This window comes from Fusobacterium ulcerans (assembly GCF_003019675.1).
GTDB lineage: Bacteria > Fusobacteriota > Fusobacteriia > Fusobacteriales > Fusobacteriaceae > Fusobacterium_A > Fusobacterium_A ulcerans.
This window is the reverse complement of the sequence record NZ_CP028105.1, coordinates 507,101-531,142: the sequence shown is the minus strand read 5'-3', so window position 1 is coordinate 531,142 and position 24,042 is coordinate 507,101. Positions and strand designations below refer to the sequence as shown.

The 24,042-nt window shown below is 30.2% G+C and carries 16 protein-coding genes; 5 read left to right on the top strand and 11 right to left on the bottom strand.

Annotation, left to right across the window (positions count from 1 at the left end; translation table 11 throughout):
- Positions 1-3: 3 nt before the first annotated feature.
- From glgD to smc, 11 genes are all read right to left on the bottom strand, one after another.
- Entirely contained in the window at positions 4-1,173 is a 1,170-nt protein-coding gene (gene glgD / locus C4N20_RS02470; protein WP_005981222.1) for a glucose-1-phosphate adenylyltransferase subunit GlgD, read from the bottom strand.
- Positions 1,174-1,192: 19 nt separating this feature from the next.
- On the bottom strand, positions 1,193-2,338 hold the full coding sequence (locus C4N20_RS02465; RefSeq protein WP_005981224.1) for a glucose-1-phosphate adenylyltransferase: 1,146 nt from the start codon (positions 2,336-2,338) through the stop codon (positions 1,193-1,195).
- A gap of 27 nt (positions 2,339-2,365) precedes the next feature.
- On the bottom strand, positions 2,366-4,336 hold the full coding sequence (glgB, locus tag C4N20_RS02460) for a 1,4-alpha-glucan branching protein GlgB (protein WP_005981226.1): 1,971 nt from the start codon (positions 4,334-4,336) through the stop codon (positions 2,366-2,368).
- Positions 4,337-4,381: 45 nt separating this feature from the next.
- Positions 4,382-6,763 carry a glycogen/starch/alpha-glucan phosphorylase gene (locus C4N20_RS02455; RefSeq protein WP_005981228.1) on the bottom strand — a complete coding sequence of 794 codons (2,382 nt, stop codon included), beginning with the start codon at positions 6,761-6,763 and terminating at the stop codon, positions 4,382-4,384.
- A gap of 23 nt (positions 6,764-6,786) precedes the next feature.
- Entirely contained in the window at positions 6,787-8,301 is a 1,515-nt protein-coding gene (gene malQ, locus C4N20_RS02450) for a 4-alpha-glucanotransferase (protein WP_005981230.1), read from the bottom strand.
- A gap of 11 nt (positions 8,302-8,312) precedes the next feature.
- Positions 8,313-9,098, bottom strand: coding sequence for a TrmB family transcriptional regulator (locus C4N20_RS02445; RefSeq protein ID WP_005981232.1), 786 nt, complete (start codon positions 9,096-9,098; stop codon positions 8,313-8,315).
- Positions 9,099-9,360: 262 nt separating this feature from the next.
- A complete protein-coding gene (locus C4N20_RS02440) occupies positions 9,361-11,124 on the bottom strand; it encodes a flavocytochrome c (protein ID WP_005981234.1) in 1,764 nt (587 codons plus the stop codon).
- Positions 11,125-11,239: 115 nt separating this feature from the next.
- Positions 11,240-11,839 (bottom strand): nitroreductase family protein, encoded by a 600-nt coding sequence (locus C4N20_RS02435; RefSeq protein WP_005981237.1) that lies wholly within the window; start codon positions 11,837-11,839, stop codon positions 11,240-11,242.
- A gap of 95 nt (positions 11,840-11,934) precedes the next feature.
- Positions 11,935-13,179, bottom strand: coding sequence for a redoxin domain-containing protein (locus tag C4N20_RS02430; protein ID WP_005981239.1), 1,245 nt, complete (start codon positions 13,177-13,179; stop codon positions 11,935-11,937).
- Between the two features lie 766 nt (positions 13,180-13,945).
- Positions 13,946-15,391 (bottom strand): HD domain-containing protein, encoded by a 1,446-nt coding sequence (locus C4N20_RS02425; RefSeq protein ID WP_005981242.1) that lies wholly within the window; start codon positions 15,389-15,391, stop codon positions 13,946-13,948.
- Between the two features lie 211 nt (positions 15,392-15,602).
- A complete protein-coding gene (gene smc / locus C4N20_RS02420; protein ID WP_005981244.1) occupies positions 15,603-19,121 on the bottom strand; it encodes a chromosome segregation protein SMC in 3,519 nt (1,172 codons plus the stop codon).
- 387 nt (positions 19,122-19,508) lie between these two features.
- Here smc and C4N20_RS02415 point away from each other — a divergent pair, with 387 nt between their 5' ends.
- The 5 genes from C4N20_RS02415 to C4N20_RS02395 all read left to right on the top strand — a co-directional run bounded on the left by C4N20_RS02415 (position 19,509) and on the right by C4N20_RS02395 (position 23,936).
- Positions 19,509-21,491: an alpha/beta hydrolase family protein gene (locus C4N20_RS02415; RefSeq protein ID WP_005981246.1), complete on the top strand. Its 1,983-nt coding sequence runs from the start codon at positions 19,509-19,511 to the stop codon at positions 21,489-21,491.
- Between the two features lie 107 nt (positions 21,492-21,598).
- Positions 21,599-21,871, top strand: a complete 273-nt coding sequence (locus C4N20_RS02410) for a hypothetical protein (RefSeq protein ID WP_005981248.1) — start codon at positions 21,599-21,601, stop codon at positions 21,869-21,871.
- Positions 21,858-22,127: a type II toxin-antitoxin system RelE family toxin gene (locus tag C4N20_RS02405; RefSeq protein WP_005981250.1), complete on the top strand. Its 270-nt coding sequence runs from the start codon at positions 21,858-21,860 to the stop codon at positions 22,125-22,127. Before C4N20_RS02410 ends, C4N20_RS02405 begins: the two co-directional genes overlap by 14 nt.
- A 67-nt stretch (positions 22,128-22,194) precedes the next feature.
- Positions 22,195-23,367 carry an AAA family ATPase gene (locus C4N20_RS02400; protein ID WP_005981252.1) on the top strand — a complete coding sequence of 391 codons (1,173 nt, stop codon included), beginning with the start codon at positions 22,195-22,197 and terminating at the stop codon, positions 23,365-23,367.
- A gap of 2 nt (positions 23,368-23,369) precedes the next feature.
- The gene (locus C4N20_RS02395) at positions 23,370-23,936 is read left to right on the top strand and encodes a retron system putative HNH endonuclease (protein ID WP_005981254.1); all 567 of its coding nucleotides are present in this window, start codon (positions 23,370-23,372) and stop codon (positions 23,934-23,936) included.
- The last annotated feature ends 106 nt before the right edge of the window (positions 23,937-24,042 follow it).

The window sequence follows — 24,042 nt, the reverse complement described above, 5'->3', positions numbered from 1 at the left end:
GAACTAGTCTCTACCCTTCCCTTTTAGGTATTCTAAAAGATCTCTGTAGTGTTCTTTATCCCATTTGATGCTCTTTTCAATAACTAGAGGGTAATTTCTAGAAGCACTTAGTCTTTCATTACATTTGATTACATTATTTTTATCTACAATTATATTTTTCAATACAGCTCCAGATTTGACAACACTATCTTGTAAAAGGATACTGTCTTCAACTATAGCTCCCTCTTCAACTGTAGCTCCTCTAGCTAAAATAGAGTTTTTAACTTTTCCACCTAAAATACATCCATTAGCTATAACGGAATTTACTATTTCAGCTTTTTCTTTAAACATTGATGGAGGGGTATCTTTTGTTTTAGTGTAAACTTTTCTTCCATCTTTATTAAAGATATCTTCTCTAGTTTCTTTATTTAGAAGATCCATGTTGAAGTCAAAGTATTCTTTAGTTGAGTTGATACAAGCTAAATATCCTTTGAATTCATATCCATTGATACTCAATCTGGCAATGTTTCTAGAGATAAGGTCTTTTACTGTATAGTAAGCCCCATCTTGTATTCCATCACAGATCAGCTTTATTAGAAGTTCTTTCTTCAGAACGAAAGCTTCCATAGAAATATTTTCATCCTTTTTAAAGAAAAGATTTTGTCCGATTCCTAATATTTCTCCATTTTCTCCAACTTTTACACTGTCACAATTATCAAATCTTTCATTTGCATTATCAACTTTTTTGTATACCAGAGTAACATCTTTTCCGCTTTCCTCATGTTTTTTTACAACATCAGCAATATCAATGTTGCATACCATATGAGAGCTTAAAACAACTACATTTTGCTGTTTGCTGCGGAAGAAATATTCCATATTCTTTTTAACTCTTTTTATATTAGTTGAATATGTAGAATCAGCCATTTGTTTAAAAATAAATATACCATCTTTTTTTCTATCTAAATCCCACTCAGTACCTCTTCCAATATGGTCAGTAAGTGAGTTCATATCATCATTTCCACCAAAAATACCAACGTTTCTTATTCCTGCATTAACCAGATTTGATAAAGCAAAATCTATTATTCTGTAAGTTCCTCCTACTGGAACAGATGCCAGAGGTCTCATTTTAGTAAGAGATCTGATATTATCTAGAGATTCGGCTAAAAATATTATAGCCATATAATTATTTAGCATAAAGTCCTCCCTTGTAAGCTTATTTTATAACTTCGCTTTTTACTATTCTTCCATGACCGATAATAGCAATTTCAGTATCGTCTCCAATAACTGTATTTTTCTTGATAACTACTTCATCAGCTATGATTGCTTTATTTATAATAACATTTTCTTCGATAACTGTATCCTGCATTATTACAGAGTTAATGACTTTACTATTTTTTCCGATTTTAACACCAGGGAAAATAACAGAATTTTTAACTACACCTTCTATTTCACAACCCTTATCAACTAATGAAGTCGTAATTACAGCATCATCACTTACATATAGAGGAGGATAAACTCCTTGACGAGTATTAATTTTCCAGTCTTTATCAAATATATTCAGTTCATTATCTGGTTTTAAAAGATCCATATGAGCATCCCAGAAACTTTCTATAGTTCCAACATCTTTCCAATATCCTTCAAATGGATATGCAAATAATTTTTTGTGGTCATTTAATAGATTAGGAATTATATTTTTACCAAAGTCATTACTTGAAGTAGGATCTTTTTCATCTTCAAGAAGGTATTCTTTTAATACGCTCCATTTAAAAATATAGATTCCCATTGAAGCAAGAGTACTCTTTGGCTGTTTTGGTTTTTCTTCAAATTCATATATTGAATAATCTTCATTGGCATTCATAATACCAAAGCTTGGTGCATCTTTCATTGGAACATTAAATACACCAATAGTTACATCAGCATCTTTTTCTTTATGAAATTTAAGCATTTTTTCATAGTCCATCTTGTAGATATGGTCTCCTGAAAGAATTAATACATTTTCAGGATCATATTTATCAATGAACTGCATATTTTGATAAATGGCATTGGCAGTTCCTTTATACCATCCGCCCTCATCATTCTTTTTAGTATGAGGCTGTAGTACAGTTACCCCTCCATCCATTCTATCCAAGTCCCAAGATGATCCTCTTCCAATGTGATCATTAAGGATATGAGGTTCATATTGAGTAAGTACTCCTACTGTGTCTATTCCTGAGTTAGAACAATTACTTAAAGTAAAGTCTATGATTCTATACTTTCCTCCAAAAGGAACTCCAGGTTTAGCTATTTTTTCAGTTAAATCTAATAAACGGCTTCCTTGTCCTCCAGCTAGTATCATAGCTATTATTTGTTTTTTCTTCATAACTTCCTCCTAATATTCGATGTAATACTATTTGGCTAACTTTTTATTTTCTTTTTTAGTTGATGATTTTGTTACAGTTGTTTCTATTTTTTCTTCTTTCCCAGTCCCTTTTCCCTTTGCTCCTCCTTTTTTCTTTTCAACCTTTTCAGTTTTTAAAAAAATTACTGTGTTTTTAGGAATATCCAATTCTATATGTTGCTCTCTATAGTTCCAGCTTTTGTCAATAGGTTTGTACTTCTTCTTTTTAACAGTTCCATTTCCACCGAATTTTTTGTCATCACTGTTTAAGATAATATTATATACTTTATTTTCTGGTACACCGATCTTGTACTTCTTTTTGTCTTCACCAGAAAAGTTAAAAACAACTACTAAATGTTCTTTGAAATCTTTTGTTTTTCTAAGAAAGGCAAGCATATTTTCAGTATAGTTTTCATGCTCTATCCATTCAAAAGTATCCCAACTGTCTTCCCATAGAGATTTATCCTCAAGGTAAAGTGTATTTAAAGCTTTTACATAAGCCTGCACTTCTTTATTTCCATTATTCTGATCTAATAAATGCCATTCAAGAGATTCATAAAATCTCCATTCAAGTCCATGAGCAAATTCATTACCCATAAAATTTAATTTTTTTCCAGGATGAGCCATTTGATAAGAATAAAGAGATCTAGTGTGAGCCAGCTTGTCTTCATAGTATCCAGGCATCTTTTCAATTATTGATTTTTTACCATGTACCACTTCATCATGAGACAAAGGAAGTACATAATTTTCAGAGAAAGCATACATAAAAGAGAAAGTCAGCTTTCCATGATGCTGATATCTGAATATAGGATCTATACTAAAATATTTAAGTGTATCATTCATCCATCCCATATTCCATTTGCTGTCAAATCCCAGTCCGCCATCAATGGGGTGTTTAGTAACATTAGGCCATGCAGTTGAATCTTCAGCCACTACTAAAACATCTGGAAAATCATCATGTACAACAGAATTTAGTTCTTTGAAGAAATCTACAGCACCTAAATTTTCTTTTCCGCCATATTTATTTCTTAAATCATCTTCTCCGTCTTTTCCATATGAAAGGTAAAGCATATTAGCTACTGCATCCATTCTTACACCATCTATATGGAATTCTTTAAACCAGTAAGTAAGATTAGATATTAAAAAACTTTTTACTTCATTTCTTGTAACATCGAAATTACAAGTTCCCCATTCTTTATTTTCTCCAATTCTAGAATCTAAATATTCATAAGTTGGAGTTCCATCAAATCTGTAGAGTCCATGAGCATCTTTACAGAAGTGTCCAGGTACCCAGTCTAAAATAACTCCAATATTATTTTTATGCATAAGGTTTACAAGGAACATGAAATCTTCAGGTGTTCCATATCTGCTTGTAACTGAGTAATATCCAGTAGCCTGATATCCCCAAGAAGCATCAAGGGGATATTCATTTATAGGCATTATCTCAATGTGAGTATAATTCATTTCTTTTAGATATTCAGCAAGCATAACAGCAGAATCTTTATAGTTCAGCCATTCTCCATGGATTCCTCTTTTCCAAGATCCTAAATGTACTTCATATATATTAATTGGTTTATTCAATCCAGTAGTTCTCTTATTCAGCCATCTTTTGTCAGCCCATTTAAATTTAGGGATATCATAGACAATAGAAGCTGTATTAGGTCTCATTTCAGAATAGAAAGCATAAGGGTCAGCTTTCATCTCTACTCTTCCATCAGTACTTTCCACTCTGTACTTATATTTCTCTAATTTTTTTAGGTTTGGTATTTCAAGCTCCCATATACCTTCATTATTTATTTTTTTCATCATATGGTCATAGCCAGTCCAGTTATTAAAATCTCCAACAACAGCCACTGATTTAGCATGAGGAGCCCATACTCTGAATATAACTGAATTTTTAGTTAAATGTGCTCCCATGTAATTATATACTTCTCTGTGCTCTCCTCTATGAAAAAGATACACATCTAATTCTTGCTCCATTTTAAAACGCACCTCCTTGATAACAAAGATGTTACATGAACCAGCCTATAGTTTAGCTGGTTCTATATGCCATATTTCGTCTGCATATTCTTTTATAGTTCTGTCAGATGAGAATTTTCCTGCATTAGCAATATTCATAAGCTGTTTTTTAGCCCATCCTATTCTATCTCTGTATTCTTTATTGATAGTTTTATGAGCCTTTCTGTAAGCTTCAAAATCTTCTAATACAAAGTATTGGTCAGCTTGCTGCCAAGGAGCATTTTCCATAAGAGATCTATGAATATTTCCATAGATTCCAGTTCCAAGATCGTTAAAAGTACCATCAATCAATGAATCCACTATTCTTTTCAACCCTTGTACATTATTGTACGGAACATGAGGGTCATATCCTTTAGTTCTCATTTCTTCTATTTCATTAACTTTTAATCCGAAGATATAGTTATTTTCTATTCCTGCTTCTTCTACTATTTCCACATTGGCACCATCTAAAGTTCCAATAGTTAAAGCACCATTCAGCATAAATTTCATATTTCCAGTTCCAGAAGCTTCTTTTCCAGCTGTAGATATCTGTTCAGAGATATCAGCTGCTGGGAATAATTTCTCTGCTACTGATACTCTATAGTTTTCAACAAAAACTATTTTTAATTTTCCATTTACATCAGGGTCTCTGTTTACAACTTGAGCTACTTCATTGATAAGCCTGATTATACCTTTAGCCATCAAATATCCTGGGGCAGCCTTTGCTCCATAGATATAAGTAACTGGATTAAATTCCATAGATGGATTTAATTTTAATTTATGATACAGTCCAATAACATGGAATATATTTAAAAGCTGTCTTTTATATTCATGAAGTCTCTTTATCTGCATGTCAAATATTGAGTTTGGATTAATTTCTATTCCTTGAGTTTCTCTTAAATAATTAACTAATTCTATTTTTTTATCATGTTTGATTTCAAGGATTCTTCTTAAAATTCCCTCATCATCAATATATTCTTCTAATCTTTTTAACTGGCTCAAATCAGTGATCCATCCATCTCCAAGGAGTTCAGTTATCAGCTTTGCTAGTTGTGGATTTGATTGAAGAAGCCATCTTCTTTGTGTTATCCCATTAGTCTTATTTTGGAATTTCTCAGGATATATTTCATACCAGTCTTTTAATTCTTTCTTTTTAAGAATTTCTGTATGAAGAGCAGCAACTCCATTTATTGTGTGGCTTCCATAAATAGCAAGCCATGCCATATGAATCATATTTCCCTGTATGACAGCCATTCTTCCTTGTCTAGCTGGATCATTAGGAAATTTTTCAGCAAGGAATCCTTTTAGTTGATCATTTATCCCCTGAGTTATCTGATATACTCTTGGTACAACCTGCTCATAAAGTCCAACCCACCATTTTTCAAGAGCTTCTGCAAGTATTGTATGGTTAGTATATGAGAAAGTTTTTTCAACTATTCCCCATGCCTTTTCCCAAGACACTCCCTCTACATCTAAAAGAAGTCTCATTAATTCAGGAATAGCTATAACAGGATGAGTATCATTTAATTGAATAGCTGTAAATTCAGCAAATTTATCAAAATCTCTTCCATGGATTTTTTTGAATTTCCTTAGGATATCCTGCAATGAAGCAGATACAAAGAAATACTGCTGCTTCAGTCTCAGTTTTTTACCTTCATCAGTTGAGTCATTAGGATAAAGGACTCTTGATATATCTTCTGCTCTTGTTTTTTCCTGAGTAGCATGAAGATAATCCTGCTGATTAAATTTTCCAAGATCAAGGTCTACTATTGAATGAGCTTCCCAAAGTCTCAAAGTATTTATATTTTTAGTTCCATATCCTATTATAGGCATATCATAAGGAACAGCTCTTACATCTTCATCTCCAAAACTTACGATTACTTCATCAGCTGGTCTTTCTATAGACCATACATCTCCATATTTTAACCAAGTTTCAGGTTTTTCTACTTGATATCCATCTTTGAAAGTCTGGTTAAAGATACCATTTCTATATCTGATACCATACCCTTGTCCAGGTAGGTTAAGAGTTGCAAGGGAATCTAAGAAACATGCAGCCAGTCTTCCCAGCCCTCCATTTCCTAAAGCTGAATCTTCTTCCTCATCTTCTACCTTATTGTAATCAATACCATATTCTGCCAGCACTTCTTTTACCTCATTTAATAATCCAAGGTTGATAAGGTTATTTCCTAATGCTCTACCCATAAGAAATTCAGCTGAAAGATAAAATGCCTGCTTCTTTTGTGAATAAAGTTTTTTAGTTTCAAACCAGTCTTCAGAAATCTCTTCAATAATAGCCTGCCCTAAAGCTCTGTAAATTTCAAATTCGTTGGCTTCAGTTATGTCTTTACCAAAACTTATTTTTACATATTTTTCAATTTGCTTCTTCAGTTCGTTCTTTTCAATTTTCATATTTTCTCCCCTTAACAGTTTGTTTATCTTTTAAATTTTCTAGTCACCATTTTTATCCCATTGCACAATTCATCAGTAATATATTTTTCATCAAGTCTCCATTTCCAGTTTTTTCCTAATGTAGATGGAGCATTCATTCTTCCATTTTCTCCCAGACCAATAAAGTCCTGCATCTGAGCTATTACTATATTTGCTTTTGATGCCCAAATAGCATCAATGAATCTTAAATTGATAGGAAGCCAGTAATCACTTTCAAATTTACTAAGATATTTTTTTAAGTATTCATCACAATAGTTTTTAGTTTCTGGTGAGATAGTTTCATACCATCCAGTTACAGTATTATTATCGTGAGTTCCAGTATATGCTACACAATTTTCTTCATATTTATGAGGCAGGTAATCGCTGTCTTCTGAATCGAAAGCGAATTCAAGCACTTTCATTCCAGGAAAACCACTCCTTTTTAAAAGTTTTTTTACTCTTTCAGTAAGAAGTCCTAAATCCTCAGCTATTATTGGAAGTTTTCCAAGTCTTCTTTCAACTGCTCTGAAGAAATCCATTCCAGGACCTTTTTCCCAGTGTCCTCTCACAGCAGTAGCATCTTTTGCTGGAATACTCCAATAAGCTTCAAATCCTCTGAAATGATCTATTCTGACAATGTCATATATCTCAAAACAGTAAGCTATTCTTTTTATCCACCAGTCATAATTTGTTTTTTTAAGATATTTCCAATCATACAGTACATTTCCCCACAACTGTCCATCTTTGCTGAAATAGTCTGGAGGACATCCTGATACTCTTTTTGGTCTTTTATATTTATCAAATTGGAATATTTTTGATTCACTCCATGTATCAGCACTATCTGTTGCTACGAAAATAGGAATATCTCCAATTATGCTTATTCCTTTGGAATTTGCATAAGATTTCAATCTAAACCATTGATTATAGAAAGTATATTGCACAAATGAAAAATAATCTATATTTTTTTTCATTTTTTCATCATTTTTTTCAATTTTTTTTAAATTTCTATATTTGTAATATTTAGGCCAGTTCTGCCATGATTTTCCAGAAAATTTTTCTTTCAATGCCATATACAAAACATAGTTGTCCAACCAGTAAGCATTTTTTTCTTTAAAACTTTTGAAGTCTCCCTCTATTTCAACATTTTTTTCTATTTTTTTCAAGAAAATTTCAAAAATATTTTTTAAAAGTTTAGTTTTTCTTTCATTTACCTGTTCATAGTCGAGATTATCATCATAATTGATCTCTCTTAAAGGAGTAAGATCATTATCATCTATATATTCAAGCTCTACAAATTCTTCCAAATCTATAAAATAGGGATTTCCTGCAAAGGCTGAGAAAGATTGATAAGGTGAATCTCCATATCCTGTAGGCCCCATAGGAAGTATCTGCCATAATTTCTGTTCAGATCTTTCAAGAAAATCTACAAATTCATATGCTTTTTTTCCAAAGTCTCCTATTCCATATTTACTAGGAAGAGAAGTTATATGCATTAATATACCGCTGCTTCTTTCAAACATTGTTCCCCCTGTTACTGAATAAAGTTTTTCTTTTCATGAAGGCTGTTTATACTGATTTTCTTTTCGAAAGATTTTTCATATATTTCAGCTAGTCTTGCCATGTAGATATCACTATGTATATGCTCAGAGATTATTTGTACATAGACTTCATTGTCTGTGAGAGTACCTATCATTTTATCGCCAGTATTGGTCACTACGAAACTGTTATGAAGATCTGTTACCATCATTATTCTTTTTGGATTTTTATGAGTTTCTTTCAATTCAGTTTTGTGATAATACTCTATATCTTCCCCAATATCTTCTAGTTTATTAAAAGAAAATATTATAATTCTAACTCCTCTTTTAACTGCTTCTTTTAAATCAGCTTCCATTATTTCAAGGTTGAAGTCTGTATTTAAATATATTTCTTTTTTAGCGTCTTTTATTACATTATGAAGAGTATGAATAATGTTTTCATAACCTTCTATTCTTAGATAATAATCTTTCTTTAAAGGTCTTTCTATATTTTTAAGCTGCTTTTTTATACTTTCAGCATTTTTATGAAATTTTTTTTCTATTTCTTCAAAGATCTTTTCTGGTTCTTTTGCCTCATATTCTTTACTTCCATTAGGGATCATGAATATATATCCATTTTTATATAAAGACTCTAAAGCCTGATACACAGTGGATCTTGAGAGATTTAGTTCCTTAGCTAACTTATAACCATTTGTTTTTCCTGATTTCAGCAAGGTTATATAGACTATAGCTTCTGTTCTGGTAAATCCAAAATTCATTAATTTGTCTACCACATCTTGCATAACTTCCTCCCTCTGAATTTTAAGTAGTCCATTCATGTACTACTATTCTTAATTTAATTATACTTTAAAAAGTGTATAATATCAATAGCAATTGTAGCGAAAAAATCTATTTTTTTCAAAAAATATTTTAAAAAATAAATTCAATAAAAAAAGAATGACCTTTTAGAAAAATATACATAAATAACTTTTAAAACTTAATCTAGTTTTTAAGTTATTCATATAATATAATTTTAGGTCATTCTTAATTATTCATATTATATTATTATTTATTATCTTTAACTACATTTTGTCCAGCAATTCTTCCAAATACTGTAATATCAGCAATTGCATCACTACCTAGACGATTAGTTCCATGGATATCTCCAGTAACTTCTCCAGCTCCATAAAGTCCTTTTATTACTTTACCTTTAGTATTTATAACTCTTGCATTCTCATCAATTTTTACTCCACCCATTGTATGATGTACAGCAGGAACAGCTTTCATAATATAGAAAGGCCCTTTTGCTTCAAATGGAGTAAGTTTTCCTCTTTTATTAAATTCAAGATCTTTTCCATCTTTAGCATATTGATTATACTTTGCTACAGTTTTTTCAAGTTCAGCAGCATCTATTCCAAAGAAATCAGCAGCTTCTTTGATAGTATCAGCTTTAACTAAAAGTTTATTATTAAATAAGTAGTTTACTTCATCAGCATGGTGCTCAGCTACTCCGCTTAATTTTACCTGTGCTTCATCACAGAATTGGTAAGCAGCATTTCCAGTTTGGTTTTTTATAGCCATAGAGATAACGTCTCTTCTTTCTAATTCTTCAACAAAACGTTTTCCTTCCTGATTAACAAGAATACTTCCACCAACAAGTCTTACATCTCCAAAGTAAAGAAGAGCTCCACTTATAGGATCACAAGTAGGGTAAGTTTGGATAAACGGCATATCTTCAAGCTGTGCACCTATTTTTTCAGCCATAGTTATTCCATCACCAGTTATTCCAACTGTGTTTGTAGAAAGAATATTTTCATCTACATCTTTGTTGTATTTAACTCTCATTTCAAGATTAGAACCAAATCCACCAGTAGCTAGGATAACTCCATCTTTAGCAAGGAAAGTATATTCTTTATCTTCACTTACTGCTTTTACTCCTGTAACTCTTCCCTTATCAACTATAAGTTCTGTAGCAGGAGTTTCATATAATACAGGAATATTTAATTCTTCAGCTTTAGCAAGAAGCTTAGATATCATTTCAACTCCAGTAGCCCCTTGAGGAACAAGACTTCTCTCTACAGAGTGTCCACCAAAGAACATCTGTCTGTCTTCAAAAGTCATGTTGATGTAGTCCTTTAACCATTCAGCACCGCTTAGGGCATTATCAGCTAGAACTCTTACTAATTTAGGATCACCTTCGTTGTCTCCACCTTTTAGTATATCATTATAGAAAGCATCATTGCTGTCTTTTAATCCTTTTTTAACCTGTACCCAGTTGTTAGGGGCAGCATATTCTCCACCAGATATAAGAGTATTTCCTCCAGCAAAAGCCATTTTTTCAAGTACAATTACATTTTTAGCACCATTATTTTTAGCTTCAATAGCAGCAACAAGACCTGCTCCCCCTGCTCCAATTACAACTACATCTTTATTTTGAGTTTCTTTTACTAATTTTTTAGCTTCTATAACAGGTTTTTTATTTAATTCTTTAAGATCAGCTCCAGAATTTTTAAGAGCATTTCTTACAGCTGAAGTAAGAGCTCTGCTTGTACCAGTAGCACCAGAGACTCCGTCTACTCTTAAAGATTGATATTTTACTATTTGTTCAGGAACTTTTTTTGCTGCTGATTCAGAGATTATAGGAGTATCAGTATTTTTTATTACCTTTACTTCTTCAATTTTATTTTTAGAAGTTTTTACTTCAACTTTTACCTCTCCTCTGTATCCTTTAGCTTCACCTACATATGTTCCTTCTTTGAATTCAACTCCAAAAGCTGAAATACTCAAAGCTGCACATAGCATAAGAGCTAAAATTCTTTTTTTATTCATATTTGTCCTCCTCCAAGATATTTTATTTCGCTGTTATAATTATAACTTAAATTTCATACTTTGACAATAAAAAAAAGAGACGAAATGAATGATTTCGTCTCATAATGTTGGTATATTATAAAATTATAACTCTTTTTTCTATTGGAAGAAACTCTTTACCAGTTGCAGGAGCAGTTGGTTTTCCAAAAGGCATTTGTGCTATAAGTTTCCAAGATTTAGGTATTCCAAAGACATCTTTTACTTCATCATCAATCAAAGGATTGTAATGTTGAAGACTTGCTCCTAATCCTTGTTCTTCAAGAAGAGCCCATATAGCAAACTGCAACATTCCATTAGATTGTTCAGCCCACACTGGAAAATTATCTCTATATAAAGGGAATTTCTCCATAAGTTCTTTTGTTGTTCTAGTAGAGTCAAAGAAAAGAACTGTTCCATAAGAATTAGCCAATCCTTTAATCTTATTTTCAGTTGTTTCAAAATTTCCAGCGGGTACTACTTTACGAAGAGTATTCATAACAATTTCCCATAATTTTTTGTGGTTTTCCCCATAAAGTATCATAACTCTTGCACTTTGATTATTAAATGCAGATGGAACATGTTTTACTGCATCTTTTATTATTTCTTCTATTTTTTCATTAGGAATAGTTGTTTCTTTAGAAAGAGTATATATAGTCCTTCTGTTTTTCAACACATCCATAAAACTTTTATTACTCATAATAGTCCTCCTTATTAATATACTATTAATACACTAACTTACAATTTGTATATTATATTATTCAAGTAGAAACTATCATTTCTTTTTTTTAATTATTATTTTTCGTTATTTAATGTCATTTCGATTATTTTTTTCATATTTTCTTTAGATAGACCACCTGCAACATATCCCATTATATTTCCTTCTCTATCTATCATAAAAGTAGTAGGAAAAGCATTGATATAATAATTTCTTAAAATCTCTCCTTTTACATCAAATACTACAGGAAATGTATAATTATTTTTAGTAAGAAAAGCTTTTATTTTTTCTTCTGATTCATCTTGGGGTGAAGGATTTTCAGCAGTTGCTGGACTTGCAACTCCTAATATAACAACATCATTTTTATTGTAGCCATATTCCTTATAGATTTCTTCTATATGAGGCATTTCTTCTCTGCAAGGAGGGCACCATGTAGCCCAGAAATTAAGAAAAACAACTTTTCCCTTATAGTCTGAAAGTTTATGAGTATTTCCATATTGATCTTTCAGCTCAAAATCAAAAGCTGGAAGTTTTTCTTCCTTAGCTTCTTTGGCTGGTTCTTCTGCTTTAGCAATATAGTCTGCATTTGCATTTTGTGGCTGCTGTCCAGCAGCTAATATATTCAAATTAAATCCGCTTAAAGTCATAATTCCAATTATTATTAAAATAGCTCCACTGATTTTTATACTGTATTTTAAGAAAGATTTTTTTGCTTTTAAAAAGTTTAAAATTTTTGTTGTAAATACTCCTAGAAGTAAAAATGGAATAACAAATCCTAAAGTGTATACTAATATGAGCATATTACCCATAAAAGCAGTTTTAGCTCCAGATGCCATAATAAGAACAGTAGACAGCACTGGTCCTATGCATGGTGTCCATGCAAAGCTAAAAGTAAAGCCTATAATAAAAGCAATTAGTGGATTTATTTCTTTAGAGTCAAAACCTATTCTATGTTCTCTTTCCATGAAATTATTTTTTAATAAACCTATTTGGAATAGACCTAGAAATAAAATAAGTACTCCACTTATTCTAGTGAAAAGAACTCTATTGGAATTAAAGAAACCTCCTAATTTAGAAAAAGAGAGCCCTAGAATAAAGAAAGCTGCTGATATACCAAGAATAAAGAAAATAGTGTGAATGAATACCTTTTTCTGATTATAAGAAAGATTTCCATTTTCATCTGTCACAGCAGTATTTCCTGAGAGATAGCTCATATAAACAGGTAAAAGTGGAATAATACAGGGAGAAAAGAATGAAAATATTCCTCCTAAAAAAACTAAAATAAAATTAATGTTATCTGTTAAAAGTATATCATTAAACATATGGTCCTCCTTAGTTGTATAGATAGAACTTATTATATCCTATAAATATTAAATATATTTAATCATTTAGTGAAAAATTACTCAATTCCTTTATAGACATGAAAAAATATTTTGTAAATATATAAGGAATATGTGATTTAAAGTGTCGCTGATTGTTAAAATAACCATTAAATCTTATTGTATATATTTTGTAAGAAAAAATTAAATATTTTTAATAGAAAGTGGAGAAATAAAAGTTTAGAAAAATTAAAAAGCCCCTAAGGGGCTGAGGCTACTATTTGTTCTTATACCACCACCAAGCAAAATGAAGAAAGCTATAGCTATTCCTCCATTAATTGAAAGTGTGTGAATATAGATGTACATATAGTACCTCCTTGTAAATTGAGATCTACTACCTACGAGAAACGTGACTTACTCATAAGCATAAGAAAGGCTCCCTCAAAAGAGAGAGCCGAACTCATCACGTTTTTATCTCAATTTACAAGTGCCCCAAAGGGTCTTTCAACTTAATTATAACATAAATCTATAAAAAGTCAAAATGTTAAAAAGAATACTGTATAATCACAGATTAGCAAAATTAATAGTTGATGAATTTTGAGTTAATTTACAATAAATTTTATTATGAATTATTATTTTTTTCTTTGTAACATAACTGACATAAAAGCTTGGTACTATTATCTTATAAATCTTTCCCCAAGATGTTTTAATATATAGATAAAAAAATAGGACTTCACATTTTGTGAGAGCCCTATTTTTTTTGTCTAAATTACAATTCATTTTTTATTATTTTCAGAAATAACTTTTTAATTTCTTCTTTCTTTTCTCCAGGACCAAATATATAAAATGATATATTACTGAATCTTTTGAAACTTTTTTGTGGGAGAAGATCTGAGAGAAGTTTATCTTCTCCATTAAGAGATACATATATTTTAGCTTCAGATACTGCATGATAAAATTTATTGTATCTTGTTATTATAAATATTTCGCCTTTTTTTAGGTTAAGAGCTTCTCCTATTTCTCCAACTATTTTTTTTATTTTTTCATTATCTTTTAATATTGCATCTAATCTGTCTGTTACCAACTTTTCCAGTTCCAGCTCATCTTCCAGACATTCATATTCATAAATAGTTTTCCATAGAGGTTTTAAGAATTTTCTTTCCATTAGCTGCTTCATAACAACAGAAGTGTATTCAACAGTTTTTCCTTTGAGAGAAGCCAAGTATGCTTTTCTTAAATGAGAGTAGATATCATCATCTATTACTAAATTATCTATTATTGCTTCAGTAGAGAAGAACTCTTTTTTATTCATCTCTTCAGGATATTTTCCATTTTGCTCCTCATAGAGCTTCATAAAATGACCAAGTATATCTCTTATGATAAATTCAGTGTAAACAGAGATATGGTGGTTATATACCCAAAGATAGAGCAAATCTCTTGAATCAACAACAGACTGCATAGCAGGGATAGCTTTAGAACTGTATTTTAATTTTTTATCTTCACCTATGAAAGTACATGAGAAAAGTCTTTCAATATCAATTCTAGGAGCTATGTATCCACTCATATGATTGTCTCTGATTAAATAATCAAGCTTATCTACATCTATTGTTTTAGAATTGACTATTTCTATGAGAATATTTTCCAGCCATAAATTTTTATCATGATACTGATTACCTATTATTATTCTGCAAATTAATTCTATATTTATATTGGGATTCATTTCTGTAAGAGCAGGTCTCAATTTTCTTATAATACATAGACATGACATTAATTCATGAGGGCTTCCTACAATATTTCCCTTTTTATCTTTAAATATTTTGTCAGCTTCTTTTTCACTTGAAAGGTTTTCAATTAATGACTTGTAAATTTCTTCCTTGTCATAAAAAGATTCTCCCAGATGAGAAAGGGGAGCATGTCCTACATCATGCAGAAGAGCAGCAAATTTTATATGAAATCTATAATTTTCTATCTGTTCTTTAGAGATTCCAAAATTATCCATATTTTTATTTAAAGAGTCGAAAAAATCACAAGCCAGTTTCATTACTCCGAGGGAGTGCTCATATCTTGTGTGGTTGAGAGAAGGGAAAAGATATTCGCAAGTAAGCTGTTTTATCCTTTTCAATCTCTGAAAAGATGGAGTATCTACAATTTTTTGAACATCAATATCTATTGTGATATAGCTGTGTATTAAATCTTTAATTACTTTTTTTCCCATAATTCTCCTTTCTGTCATATGTTTTATACTATATTATAGCTTTATTTTTCTTTAAAAGCTAATTTATTATTGAATAGTTTTTTAATATGATTGTAACATAACTGACATAAAAGCTTGGTACTATTATCTTATAAATCTTTCCCCAAGATGTTTTAATATATAGATAAAAAAATAGGACTTCACATTTTGTGAGAGTCCTATTTTTTTGTCTTTAGAATTTAACAGGAACTATTTTAGAGATACCTATCTCTTTATTCATAGTTACCCCAAATATAGATTCTGATTCTCTCATAGTATCTTTATTATGAGTGATAAGGATAAACTGAGATTTTTCAGTAAATTCTTTTAATTTTCCAATAAGTTTTCTAGTATTTTTTTCGTCCAGTGCCGCTTCTATTTCATCAAGGAATGTAAACGGACTAGGCTTGTACATAAAGATAGACATAATAAATGCTATAGCTACCATAGATTTTTCTCCTCCTGAAAGAAGAGACAGTGTCTGTCTTTTTTTATTTTTGAATTTTACAAATATTTCAACACCACATTCATCAAAGTTTTCAGGATTAATAACAAGAAGTTTACCTTCAGAGTTATTAAGAGTTTCCATACACATTTGATTAAAGTTAGCATCTATCTCTTTGTAGGCAGTAAAGAATTTTTCATGAATAGTATCATCAATTTCTTTGATTAATTCCATCAGTACATCTTTCCCTTTAACAAGGTCGTCCTTTTGAGTAGTAAGGAAAATGTATTTATTATTCAATTCTTTAAATTCTTCTATTGCCAGCAGATTTACTGCTTGGAAATTTTTTAATCTGTTGTCTAGAATTTTTAATCTGTCTTTTAACTCTTTTAGTTTTTCTTCTTCAACTTCTATAGCTTCTACTTCTTCAAGAGTACTCAGAATATCTTTCAGTCTTTCCAAATCAATCTTAGTTCTTTCCAGACTTTCTTCTACTCTGTTTAAGCTGTCTCTCTTATGAAGCAGATAACTTTCAGTTTCTTTTCTTTTCTTGTTGAGAGCTCTTTCCTCTTCTGTAAGAGCTTCATTTTTTACTTTTCTTTCTTGGACTTCTGTATTTTCACTTTCATATTTATTTATTCTCTCTTCAATTTCTGACTTTAATATCTTTTCTTTTTCTTCCAGAGAAATTATTTCATTTTCAAGAAAAGCAGTCTTTTCCTCCATGTTTCTTTTTTCATCTACAAGGAATTCATACTCTTTCTTTTCTCTTTCCTCTTCTCTGTCCAGCTGTCCAAGCCTGTCCTGACTATTCATAAAGAGAATTCTTACATCTGAAAACTCCTCTTTTTTCTTTTCAATGTTACTGTTTATTTCTCTGATTCTTTCAGTTTCATGCTCTTCATCAGCTTTGATTTCAGCAATAACCTGATCAACTCTTTCTCTTTCATCTTTAGAGCTGTTTATTCTTTTTTCAAATTCCTGACTGTATTTTTCTTCCTCTTCTAGTTCTACTTTTACAACTCTTCTGTCTTTTTCTATTCTTTCTTTTTTCAAAATGTAATCATTATATAGTTCTTCAGCAAGTTTAAGTTGTTTTCTAACTCCATCTTCCAAAGAATCTATTTTGTCTATTTCATTTTCAAAATTTTCCAGATTTTTGCTTATTTCGTTTTGTTCAGCAGAAGCATTTTTTATAGTGCTGGTAAGTTTTTCCACAGTTTCTTTGAGAGTTCTTATCTCTTTCTTTCTTTCAAATATCTGACTGGCTGTAGAGTTACCAGAGTCTCCTCCAGTTATTCTTCCTCTTGAACTCATAAGTTCTCCAGAAAGAGTTACTACATTTCCCATAAACATATTATTTTTTACTATTTTTAACGCTGTATCCAGATTTTCAACTATAAGGAGATTTCCAAGTACAAATTCTACAACACTCCTATATCTCTCATCAGCTGTTACCAGTTCAGCAGCTCTTCCTATTACTCCGGGGATATTTATTTTTATATCTCTTTTTGCAGGAACTTTGATAGTATCAAGAGCAAGAAATGAAGCTCTTCCAGCTTTTCTTTCTTTAAGGAAATTGATTGCTTTTTTAGCTGTATCTCCAGTATCAACAACAATATCCTGTATATTTCCCGGTATTCCAGCTTCAATTGCCTTTTCTAATTTCTCAGGAATGGTTACAAGAGAAATAAATACACCTTCTATTCCAATAATTTTACTATTGAGGACTTCCTTTACTCCTTTGAAGAATCCTTCATTATTTTCTTCCATTCTCACAAGAGCCTGAAGTTTAGCTGAATGTCTTTTTTCATCATATTCAGCAGTTCTCACAATTTCAGAAAGTTTGTTGCTTCTCTGACTGAGTTTACTTATCTCTTCTTCCAGAAATGTTCCTCTCTCTTCAATTTCAATAAGTTTTTTCTCTTTTTCAATTTTTGAAATTTCAGCTTTTCCCAGTTCAGTTACAGCAGAGTTCAATTTTATATCATAGGATGAAAGCTCTTCTCTAAGATTTGCAATTTTAGTGTTGCTTCCTTTTACTCTTCTGCTTGAACTTTCTATTTCGTTTAAAAGCTTTAACTTTTCCAGTTCCAGCTCCATAACTTTTTTCTTTTTAAGTTCCATTCCCAGATCAAATTCTTTTTTTGTGTTTTCCAGTTCTTTCAGCTGTGATTCAAATTTTAAATTTTCCTCTGAAAGTTTTTCTATTTTTTCCTTTAAAGTCTCTCTTTCTTCAACAAGCATATCAAGAGATTTGAGTTTTTCAGATATTTTGAGATCGCTGCTTTTCATTCTTTCATGTCTGTCGCTGACCTCTCTTTTATATCCCTCTACTCTCTCGCTTATTCTTACTTTTTCTCTCTCTTTAAGTTCAATCTCTCTTTTCAGTTCCTGATTTTTTCCACTTAACTCTTCAATTTCTTTTTTCAGTACCAGCTTTTCTCTGTCTATTTCATCAAGTCTATTTTCAATAGAGTTAAATTCTCTTTCCAGTTCCACAGCTTCAGATGTAAGTTTTTCCTTTACTGCATCTCCATCATCTATCTGAGCCTGCTTCTCATTAAATTCACTGAGGTATATACCTTTTGCCAGCTTATCTCTTTCATCTTTGAGATTGAGGTATTCCTGAGCTTTTCCAGCCTGCTTTTCCACTCTGTCTCTGTTTTCTTTTACTTCTCTTAAAACTAAATCTATCTTTTCTAATTCAAGTTCTACATTGCTGAGGTTTTTTACAGCTTCATTTTTTTTGATCTGAAACTTTTTTATTCCAGCAGCTTCTTCAATGATTCCCTTTATCTCTTTTGAAGATGAGCCTATAATACGCTCTACTTTTCCCTGTCCAATAACTGAATAGGCACTTTTTCCTACTCCAGTATCAAGAAACAGATTTCCTATATCTTTTAATCTTGTTTTTACATCATTTATATAGTATTCATTATCACCAGTGGCATAAAGTTTTCTAGTTACTTTTATTTCTTCATTTTCTAATGGGAGAAAAGAATCAGTATTGTCTATATATAATGAGACTTCTGCTGAATTCATCGGTTTTTTGTCTTTTCCACCAGAAAAAATGACATCAGAACTTTCCTTGGCTCTGATATTTTTATAGGACTGCTCTCCAAGCACCCATAGGACTGCATCCAGAATATTTGATTTTCCACTTCCATTAGGACCTACAATAGATGTAATCCCTCTGTTGAATTCTATATATACTCTCTCTCCGAAAGATTTGAATCCAAATATCTCAACAGCTTTTAAATACATATTATCTCCTACTAAGTATGATTTTTTCTAAAACTTCTAAATAGATTATATATTATTATTCTAAAATAAAGAATAAATTTATTTATTTCAGCTCAAAATTTTATTGCTGACTTTAAAATATATTTTCTTTTCATATAAAGTATATCATTAAAACTATTATCTTGCTATTTTGAATTTATTTTTATTCTGCCTGAAAACAATAGAAAAACAAAAGGAGTTGTTCATTGTAAAAATAAGCAATTCTTTTTTTAAAATGAAAAGAGTGTTGTCAAAAATAGAATTTATGCAAATAAAAAAATATAAATAATCAATTGTAAAGTCCTTGAATCTAATATATAATATGAGATAATTCAGACACTAAACAATTAAAATCATGGAGGCACACAAATGGAAAACCTAAAGTTAAAAGATTTTTTAGACTACAAATATCTTTCTAATCTTGAATTTTCACCAAATGGAGAAAATGCAGGTTTTGTAGTAAATACTACAAATTATGATGATAACAATTATCAATCTAATATCTGGCTTCTAAATAATAAAACTAAAAAATATTCAAAATTGACATCTTTAAATGAGGAAAGATCATTTTTATGGATAGATAATTCAACAATTATTTTTCCAGCTACAAGAGATGCTAAACTGAAAGAAAAAGTAAGTCAAGGGGAAAAATGGACTGCTTATTATTCAATAGATATCAATGGAGGAGAAGCTGACAAATATATGCAGATTCCTCTTATGGTTACTGCTATAAAAATGATAGACAAAGATAACTTTGTTCTTACAGCTAAATATGATAACTATGGAATTAACTTAAATGAAATGACTGGAGAAGAGAGAACTAAAGCTATTGCAAAATTAAAAGAGGAAAAAGACTATGAAGTTCTTGATGAAATTCCATTCTGGAGCAATGGTGGAGGGTTCACTAACCAAAAAAGAAACAGACTTTATCTATACAACAGAGTATCTAATGAAGTTACACCATTGACTTGCGAACATACTGTTGTGACTTATTTCTCATACAAAGATGGAAAAGTACTTTATGTTGGAAATGTATTTGAAGGAAAATTGGAGCAGAGAGAAGGAATTTTCTGTTATGATATAGCTTCTAAAAAAACAGAAACACTTCTTCCAATAGATGCAAACTTTAGAGTAAGCTATGCTGAATTCTTAGAAGATGCTGTTATATGTGCCTTAAATGACTGTAAAGAATATGGTATGAACCAAAATCCAAGTTTCTATGTTATCAAAAATGGAAAAGTTGAATTGCTGAAAAAACATGATACATGGATGATAAATACTGTTGGTTCAGACTGTAGATATGGAGGAGGAAAAGCTTACAGAGTAGTTAATGGAAAACTATACTTCCCAACTACTGTGTTTAAAGATTCTTTCTTGAATACTATAGACCTTGCTGGAAATGAAACAGTGCTGACTAAAGCTAACGGATCAGTAGATGTATATGATGTACATGGAGATGAAATTCTTTTTGTCGGACTTAGAGGAATCAAACTTCAAGAAATATACAGCTTAAAAGATGGAGAAGAAACTCAGCTTACTTCATTTAATGAAAATGTATATACAGATAAAAAACTTTCTATCCCTGAAAAATGTAATTTTGTAAATGATGGAATAGAAATAGAAGGGTGGGTATTAAAACCTGTAGACTATGATGAAACAAAAACTTACCCAGCTATTCTTGATATTCACGGAGGACCAAAAACTGTATTTGGAGAAGTATTCTACCATGAAATGCAGGTTTGGGCAAACATGGGATACTTTGTATTCTTCTGTAATCCTCGTGGTGGAGATGGTAGAGGAAATGCCTTTGCTGATATCAGAGGAAAATATGGAACTATTGACTATGATGATTTAATGAAATTTACAGATGTAGTATTGGAAAAATATCCAATCAAAGCTGACAGAGTAGGAGTAACTGGTGGGTCATATGGTGGATTTATGACTAACTGGATAATTGGACATACTGACAGATTCAGATGTGCTGCTTCTCAAAGAAGTATAGCTAACTGGATATCTAAATTTGGAACTACAGATATTGGATACTATTTCAATGCTGATCAGAATGCTTCAACTCCTTGGATTAATCAGGAAAAATTATGGTGGCATTCACCAATGAAATATGCAGATAAAGCTAAAACACCTACACTATTTATCCATTCAGAAGAGGACTATAGATGCTGGCTTGCTGAAGGAATTCAAATGTTTACAGCTTTAAAATACCATGGTGTAGAAGCTAGACTTTGTATGTTCAGAGGAGAAAACCATGAACTATCAAGAAGTGGAAAACCAAAACATAGAGTAAGAAGACTTGAAGAAATGACTAACTGGTTTGAAAAATACTTAAAAGATTAAAAAGATTATGGAGAAGAGTGTTATCACTCTTCTTTTTTTGTAAATAAAAAATTTGACTTCAATGTGTATAGTGTGTATAATGTGTATATGGATGAAAGGAGGTTTTTATGAGTACATTAAGAAAAAATATTACTATCACAGAAGAAGAAAATGAAATAATCTTAGACTTCTGTAAAAAAATAGGGAAAAGTTTTTCAGAAGTATTAAGAATGGGAGCTCTTTTCTATATCAAGGAAGCTGAAAAAAAAGATTTAGCAGAATTTTTATCTCTTCATTGTGAAAAGGTAAGTTTAGAAGAACAGAAAGAATTTGAAAAAATGATGGAAAAAATAGATAATGATGATGAAGGAAAGGAAATTAATTTGAATGAGCTTTTATAAAATAAAATATAAAAAAGATGCTGAAAAATTTATAAGAAAGCATAAAGCTGAAGGAATAAAATTTCTAAAAGCCTTCATAGAAATTTCTGAAGATTTTGAAAATATAAAAAGATATGATATAAAGAAATATATATGTGAAGAAGAAAATTTCTTTAGATTAAGAATAGGAAAATATAGAGCTATATTTGAAGTAAGACAGGACGAAATAATAATTATTGTATGTGATATAGATAGTCGTGGAGATATTTATAAATAAAATTATGGATATGAAAATAAAAAATATAGGGATTCATATATTTTAATTTAGGGTTGAAAGGAAAAATATGAAAATAAAAAGTATTGAAATAGAAAATAATAAAGCATTAAAAAATATAAAAATTAATTTTGAAAAAGAGAATGAAATTTTAAATACTGTTGTTATAGCTGGAAGTAATGGAAGTGGAAAAACAACACTCTTGGAAAGTATTTGGGATTATTTTAAAAATGAAATGGGTATAAGAAGATATGGTATAGGAATAAAAGCAGAATTGTTTTTAGAAAATGATGAACAAAAAATAAAGGAGTCTTTGCTTAGTAGTTTAAATTATTTAATGTATTATAAAGAAAATGATTTTAAGAGATATCAAAACATTGTAGAAAATATAAAAGTAATTCCTAAGTTAATATATATTCCTACTGAAATAAATTTTAATGAAGTAAAAACAAAAACTACTACTTTACATAGAGATTATGAATTTTTTAATATTGTTAATTCAAAAATGATAGAGGATATTCCTTCATACATTGCCAGCAGAATCACATATCTGGCAAATACAGAAGAGAATTTAACTATGAAAGAAGTTAAAGAAAAAGTAAATTCAGAAATTAATGGAATATTTGAGATTCTTGAACTAGATGTTAAATTAACAGGATTATCAAAAGATGAAAAAAGTATGCCTGTATTTACTAATTCATCAGGAGATGAATTTGATATAAATCAACTTTCATCAGGGGAAAAACAATTATTTCTAAGAACTTTAGCTATAAAAATGCTAGAACCTGAAAACTCCATTATTTTAATTGATGAGCCAGAGCTTTCTTTACATCCAAAATGGCAGCAAAGAATTATAGAAATATATCAAAGAATAGGAAAAAACAATCAAATCATAGTTGCAACTCATTCTCCTCATATATTAGGAAGTGTTCCAAGAGAGAATATAATATTACTTTCTAAAAATGAAAATGGAGAAGTTATTTCAACAACAGGAGAAGAACTATACACATCTTATGGACAGCCTGTAGATAGAATATTAGAAGATATCATGGGGTTAGAAACTACAAGAAATCCTAAAGTTTTTGATTTATTAAATGAAGTTAGAAAATTGGTTGATGAAAATCAATATGAAACAAATAATTTTAAAGAAAAATATTCTGAATTAAAATCTATTTTAGGTGAAACAGACAAAGATTTATTCCTTATAGATATGGATATTCAAAGAAAAAGAAGAAAGGAATAAATATGTTTAAGATTAATAAAAAAGAAGAGCCTGGATTTTTTAAAAAGTTTAAAACTAAAAAAGGACTTTATAATTGGCGTGTTTATGATTACAAAATAAAGAGAGAATTGAAAAACTATATGCTTGAATATGAGCAAAATTATTATTGTCCTTACTGTGAATTAAAAATAAATGTAGAAGAAAGTCAAGTTGAACATATAAAACCTAAAGAAAAATTTCCTGAATTAATGCATGAATATTCTAATTACCTGACAGGTTGTAAAAGTCCAAAAACTTGTGGGCAATTTAAGGCAAATCAATGGTCAGAAAAATTTATTGATCCTACAGTGGAAGATCCAGAAGAATATTTTACTTATGATATAAAAACAGGAAAAATTATTCCAAAAGAAAAAGAAAGATTAAAAGTTGAAAAAGCTGATTATACAATTAAAGTATTGAATTTAAATGATAAAAGATTATGTGAGATCAGAAAAACATTTATTGAACAAAATTTAAAAAATATGGAGTGTTTAGATTATATTGATAAATTTCCAAGTTTAAAAGAATATTTAAAAGAAAATTTTAATTAATTTATTGAAAAGCAGAAGATAGAAAACAAAACTCTATCGTCTGTTTTTTTATTTTCACATATTTTTTACACTGGAATATAAAAAAATATAGAAATTTAAATAAAAA

Excerpts from the sequence above, each read along its gene's own strand:
- C4N20_RS02440 (WP_005981234.1), bottom strand. The coding sequence starts at position 11,124 with ATGAATAAAAAAAGAATTTTAGCTCTTATGCTATGTGCAGCTTTGAGT.
- C4N20_RS02430 (WP_005981239.1), bottom strand. The coding sequence starts at position 13,179 with ATGTTTAATGATATACTTTTAACAGATAACATTAATTTTATTTTAGTT.
- smc (WP_005981244.1), bottom strand. The coding sequence starts at position 19,121 with ATGTATTTAAAAGCTGTTGAGATATTTGGATTCAAATCTTTCGGAGAG.
- C4N20_RS02405 (WP_005981250.1), top strand. The coding sequence starts at position 21,858 with ATGAGCTTTTATAAAATAAAATATAAAAAAGATGCTGAAAAATTTATA.
- C4N20_RS02395 (WP_005981254.1), top strand. The coding sequence starts at position 23,370 with ATGTTTAAGATTAATAAAAAAGAAGAGCCTGGATTTTTTAAAAAGTTT.
- C4N20_RS02465 (WP_005981224.1), bottom strand. The coding sequence starts at position 2,338 with ATGAAGAAAAAACAAATAATAGCTATGATACTAGCTGGAGGACAAGGA.
- C4N20_RS02425 (WP_005981242.1), bottom strand. The coding sequence starts at position 15,391 with ATGGGAAAAAAAGTAATTAAAGATTTAATACACAGCTATATCACAATA.
- glgB (WP_005981226.1), bottom strand. The coding sequence starts at position 4,336 with ATGGAGCAAGAATTAGATGTGTATCTTTTTCATAGAGGAGAGCACAGA.
- C4N20_RS02455 (WP_005981228.1), bottom strand. The coding sequence starts at position 6,763 with ATGAAAATTGAAAAGAACGAACTGAAGAAGCAAATTGAAAAATATGTA.
- C4N20_RS02410 (WP_005981248.1), top strand. The coding sequence starts at position 21,599 with ATGAGTACATTAAGAAAAAATATTACTATCACAGAAGAAGAAAATGAA.
- C4N20_RS02435 (WP_005981237.1), bottom strand. The coding sequence starts at position 11,839 with ATGAGTAATAAAAGTTTTATGGATGTGTTGAAAAACAGAAGGACTATA.
- C4N20_RS02415 (WP_005981246.1), top strand. The coding sequence starts at position 19,509 with ATGGAAAACCTAAAGTTAAAAGATTTTTTAGACTACAAATATCTTTCT.
- malQ (WP_005981230.1), bottom strand. The coding sequence starts at position 8,301 with ATGTTTGAAAGAAGCAGCGGTATATTAATGCATATAACTTCTCTTCCT.
- C4N20_RS02400 (WP_005981252.1), top strand. The coding sequence starts at position 22,195 with ATGAAAATAAAAAGTATTGAAATAGAAAATAATAAAGCATTAAAAAAT.
- C4N20_RS02445 (WP_005981232.1), bottom strand. The coding sequence starts at position 9,098 with ATGCAAGATGTGGTAGACAAATTAATGAATTTTGGATTTACCAGAACA.
- glgD (WP_005981222.1), bottom strand. The coding sequence starts at position 1,173 with ATGCTAAATAATTATATGGCTATAATATTTTTAGCCGAATCTCTAGAT.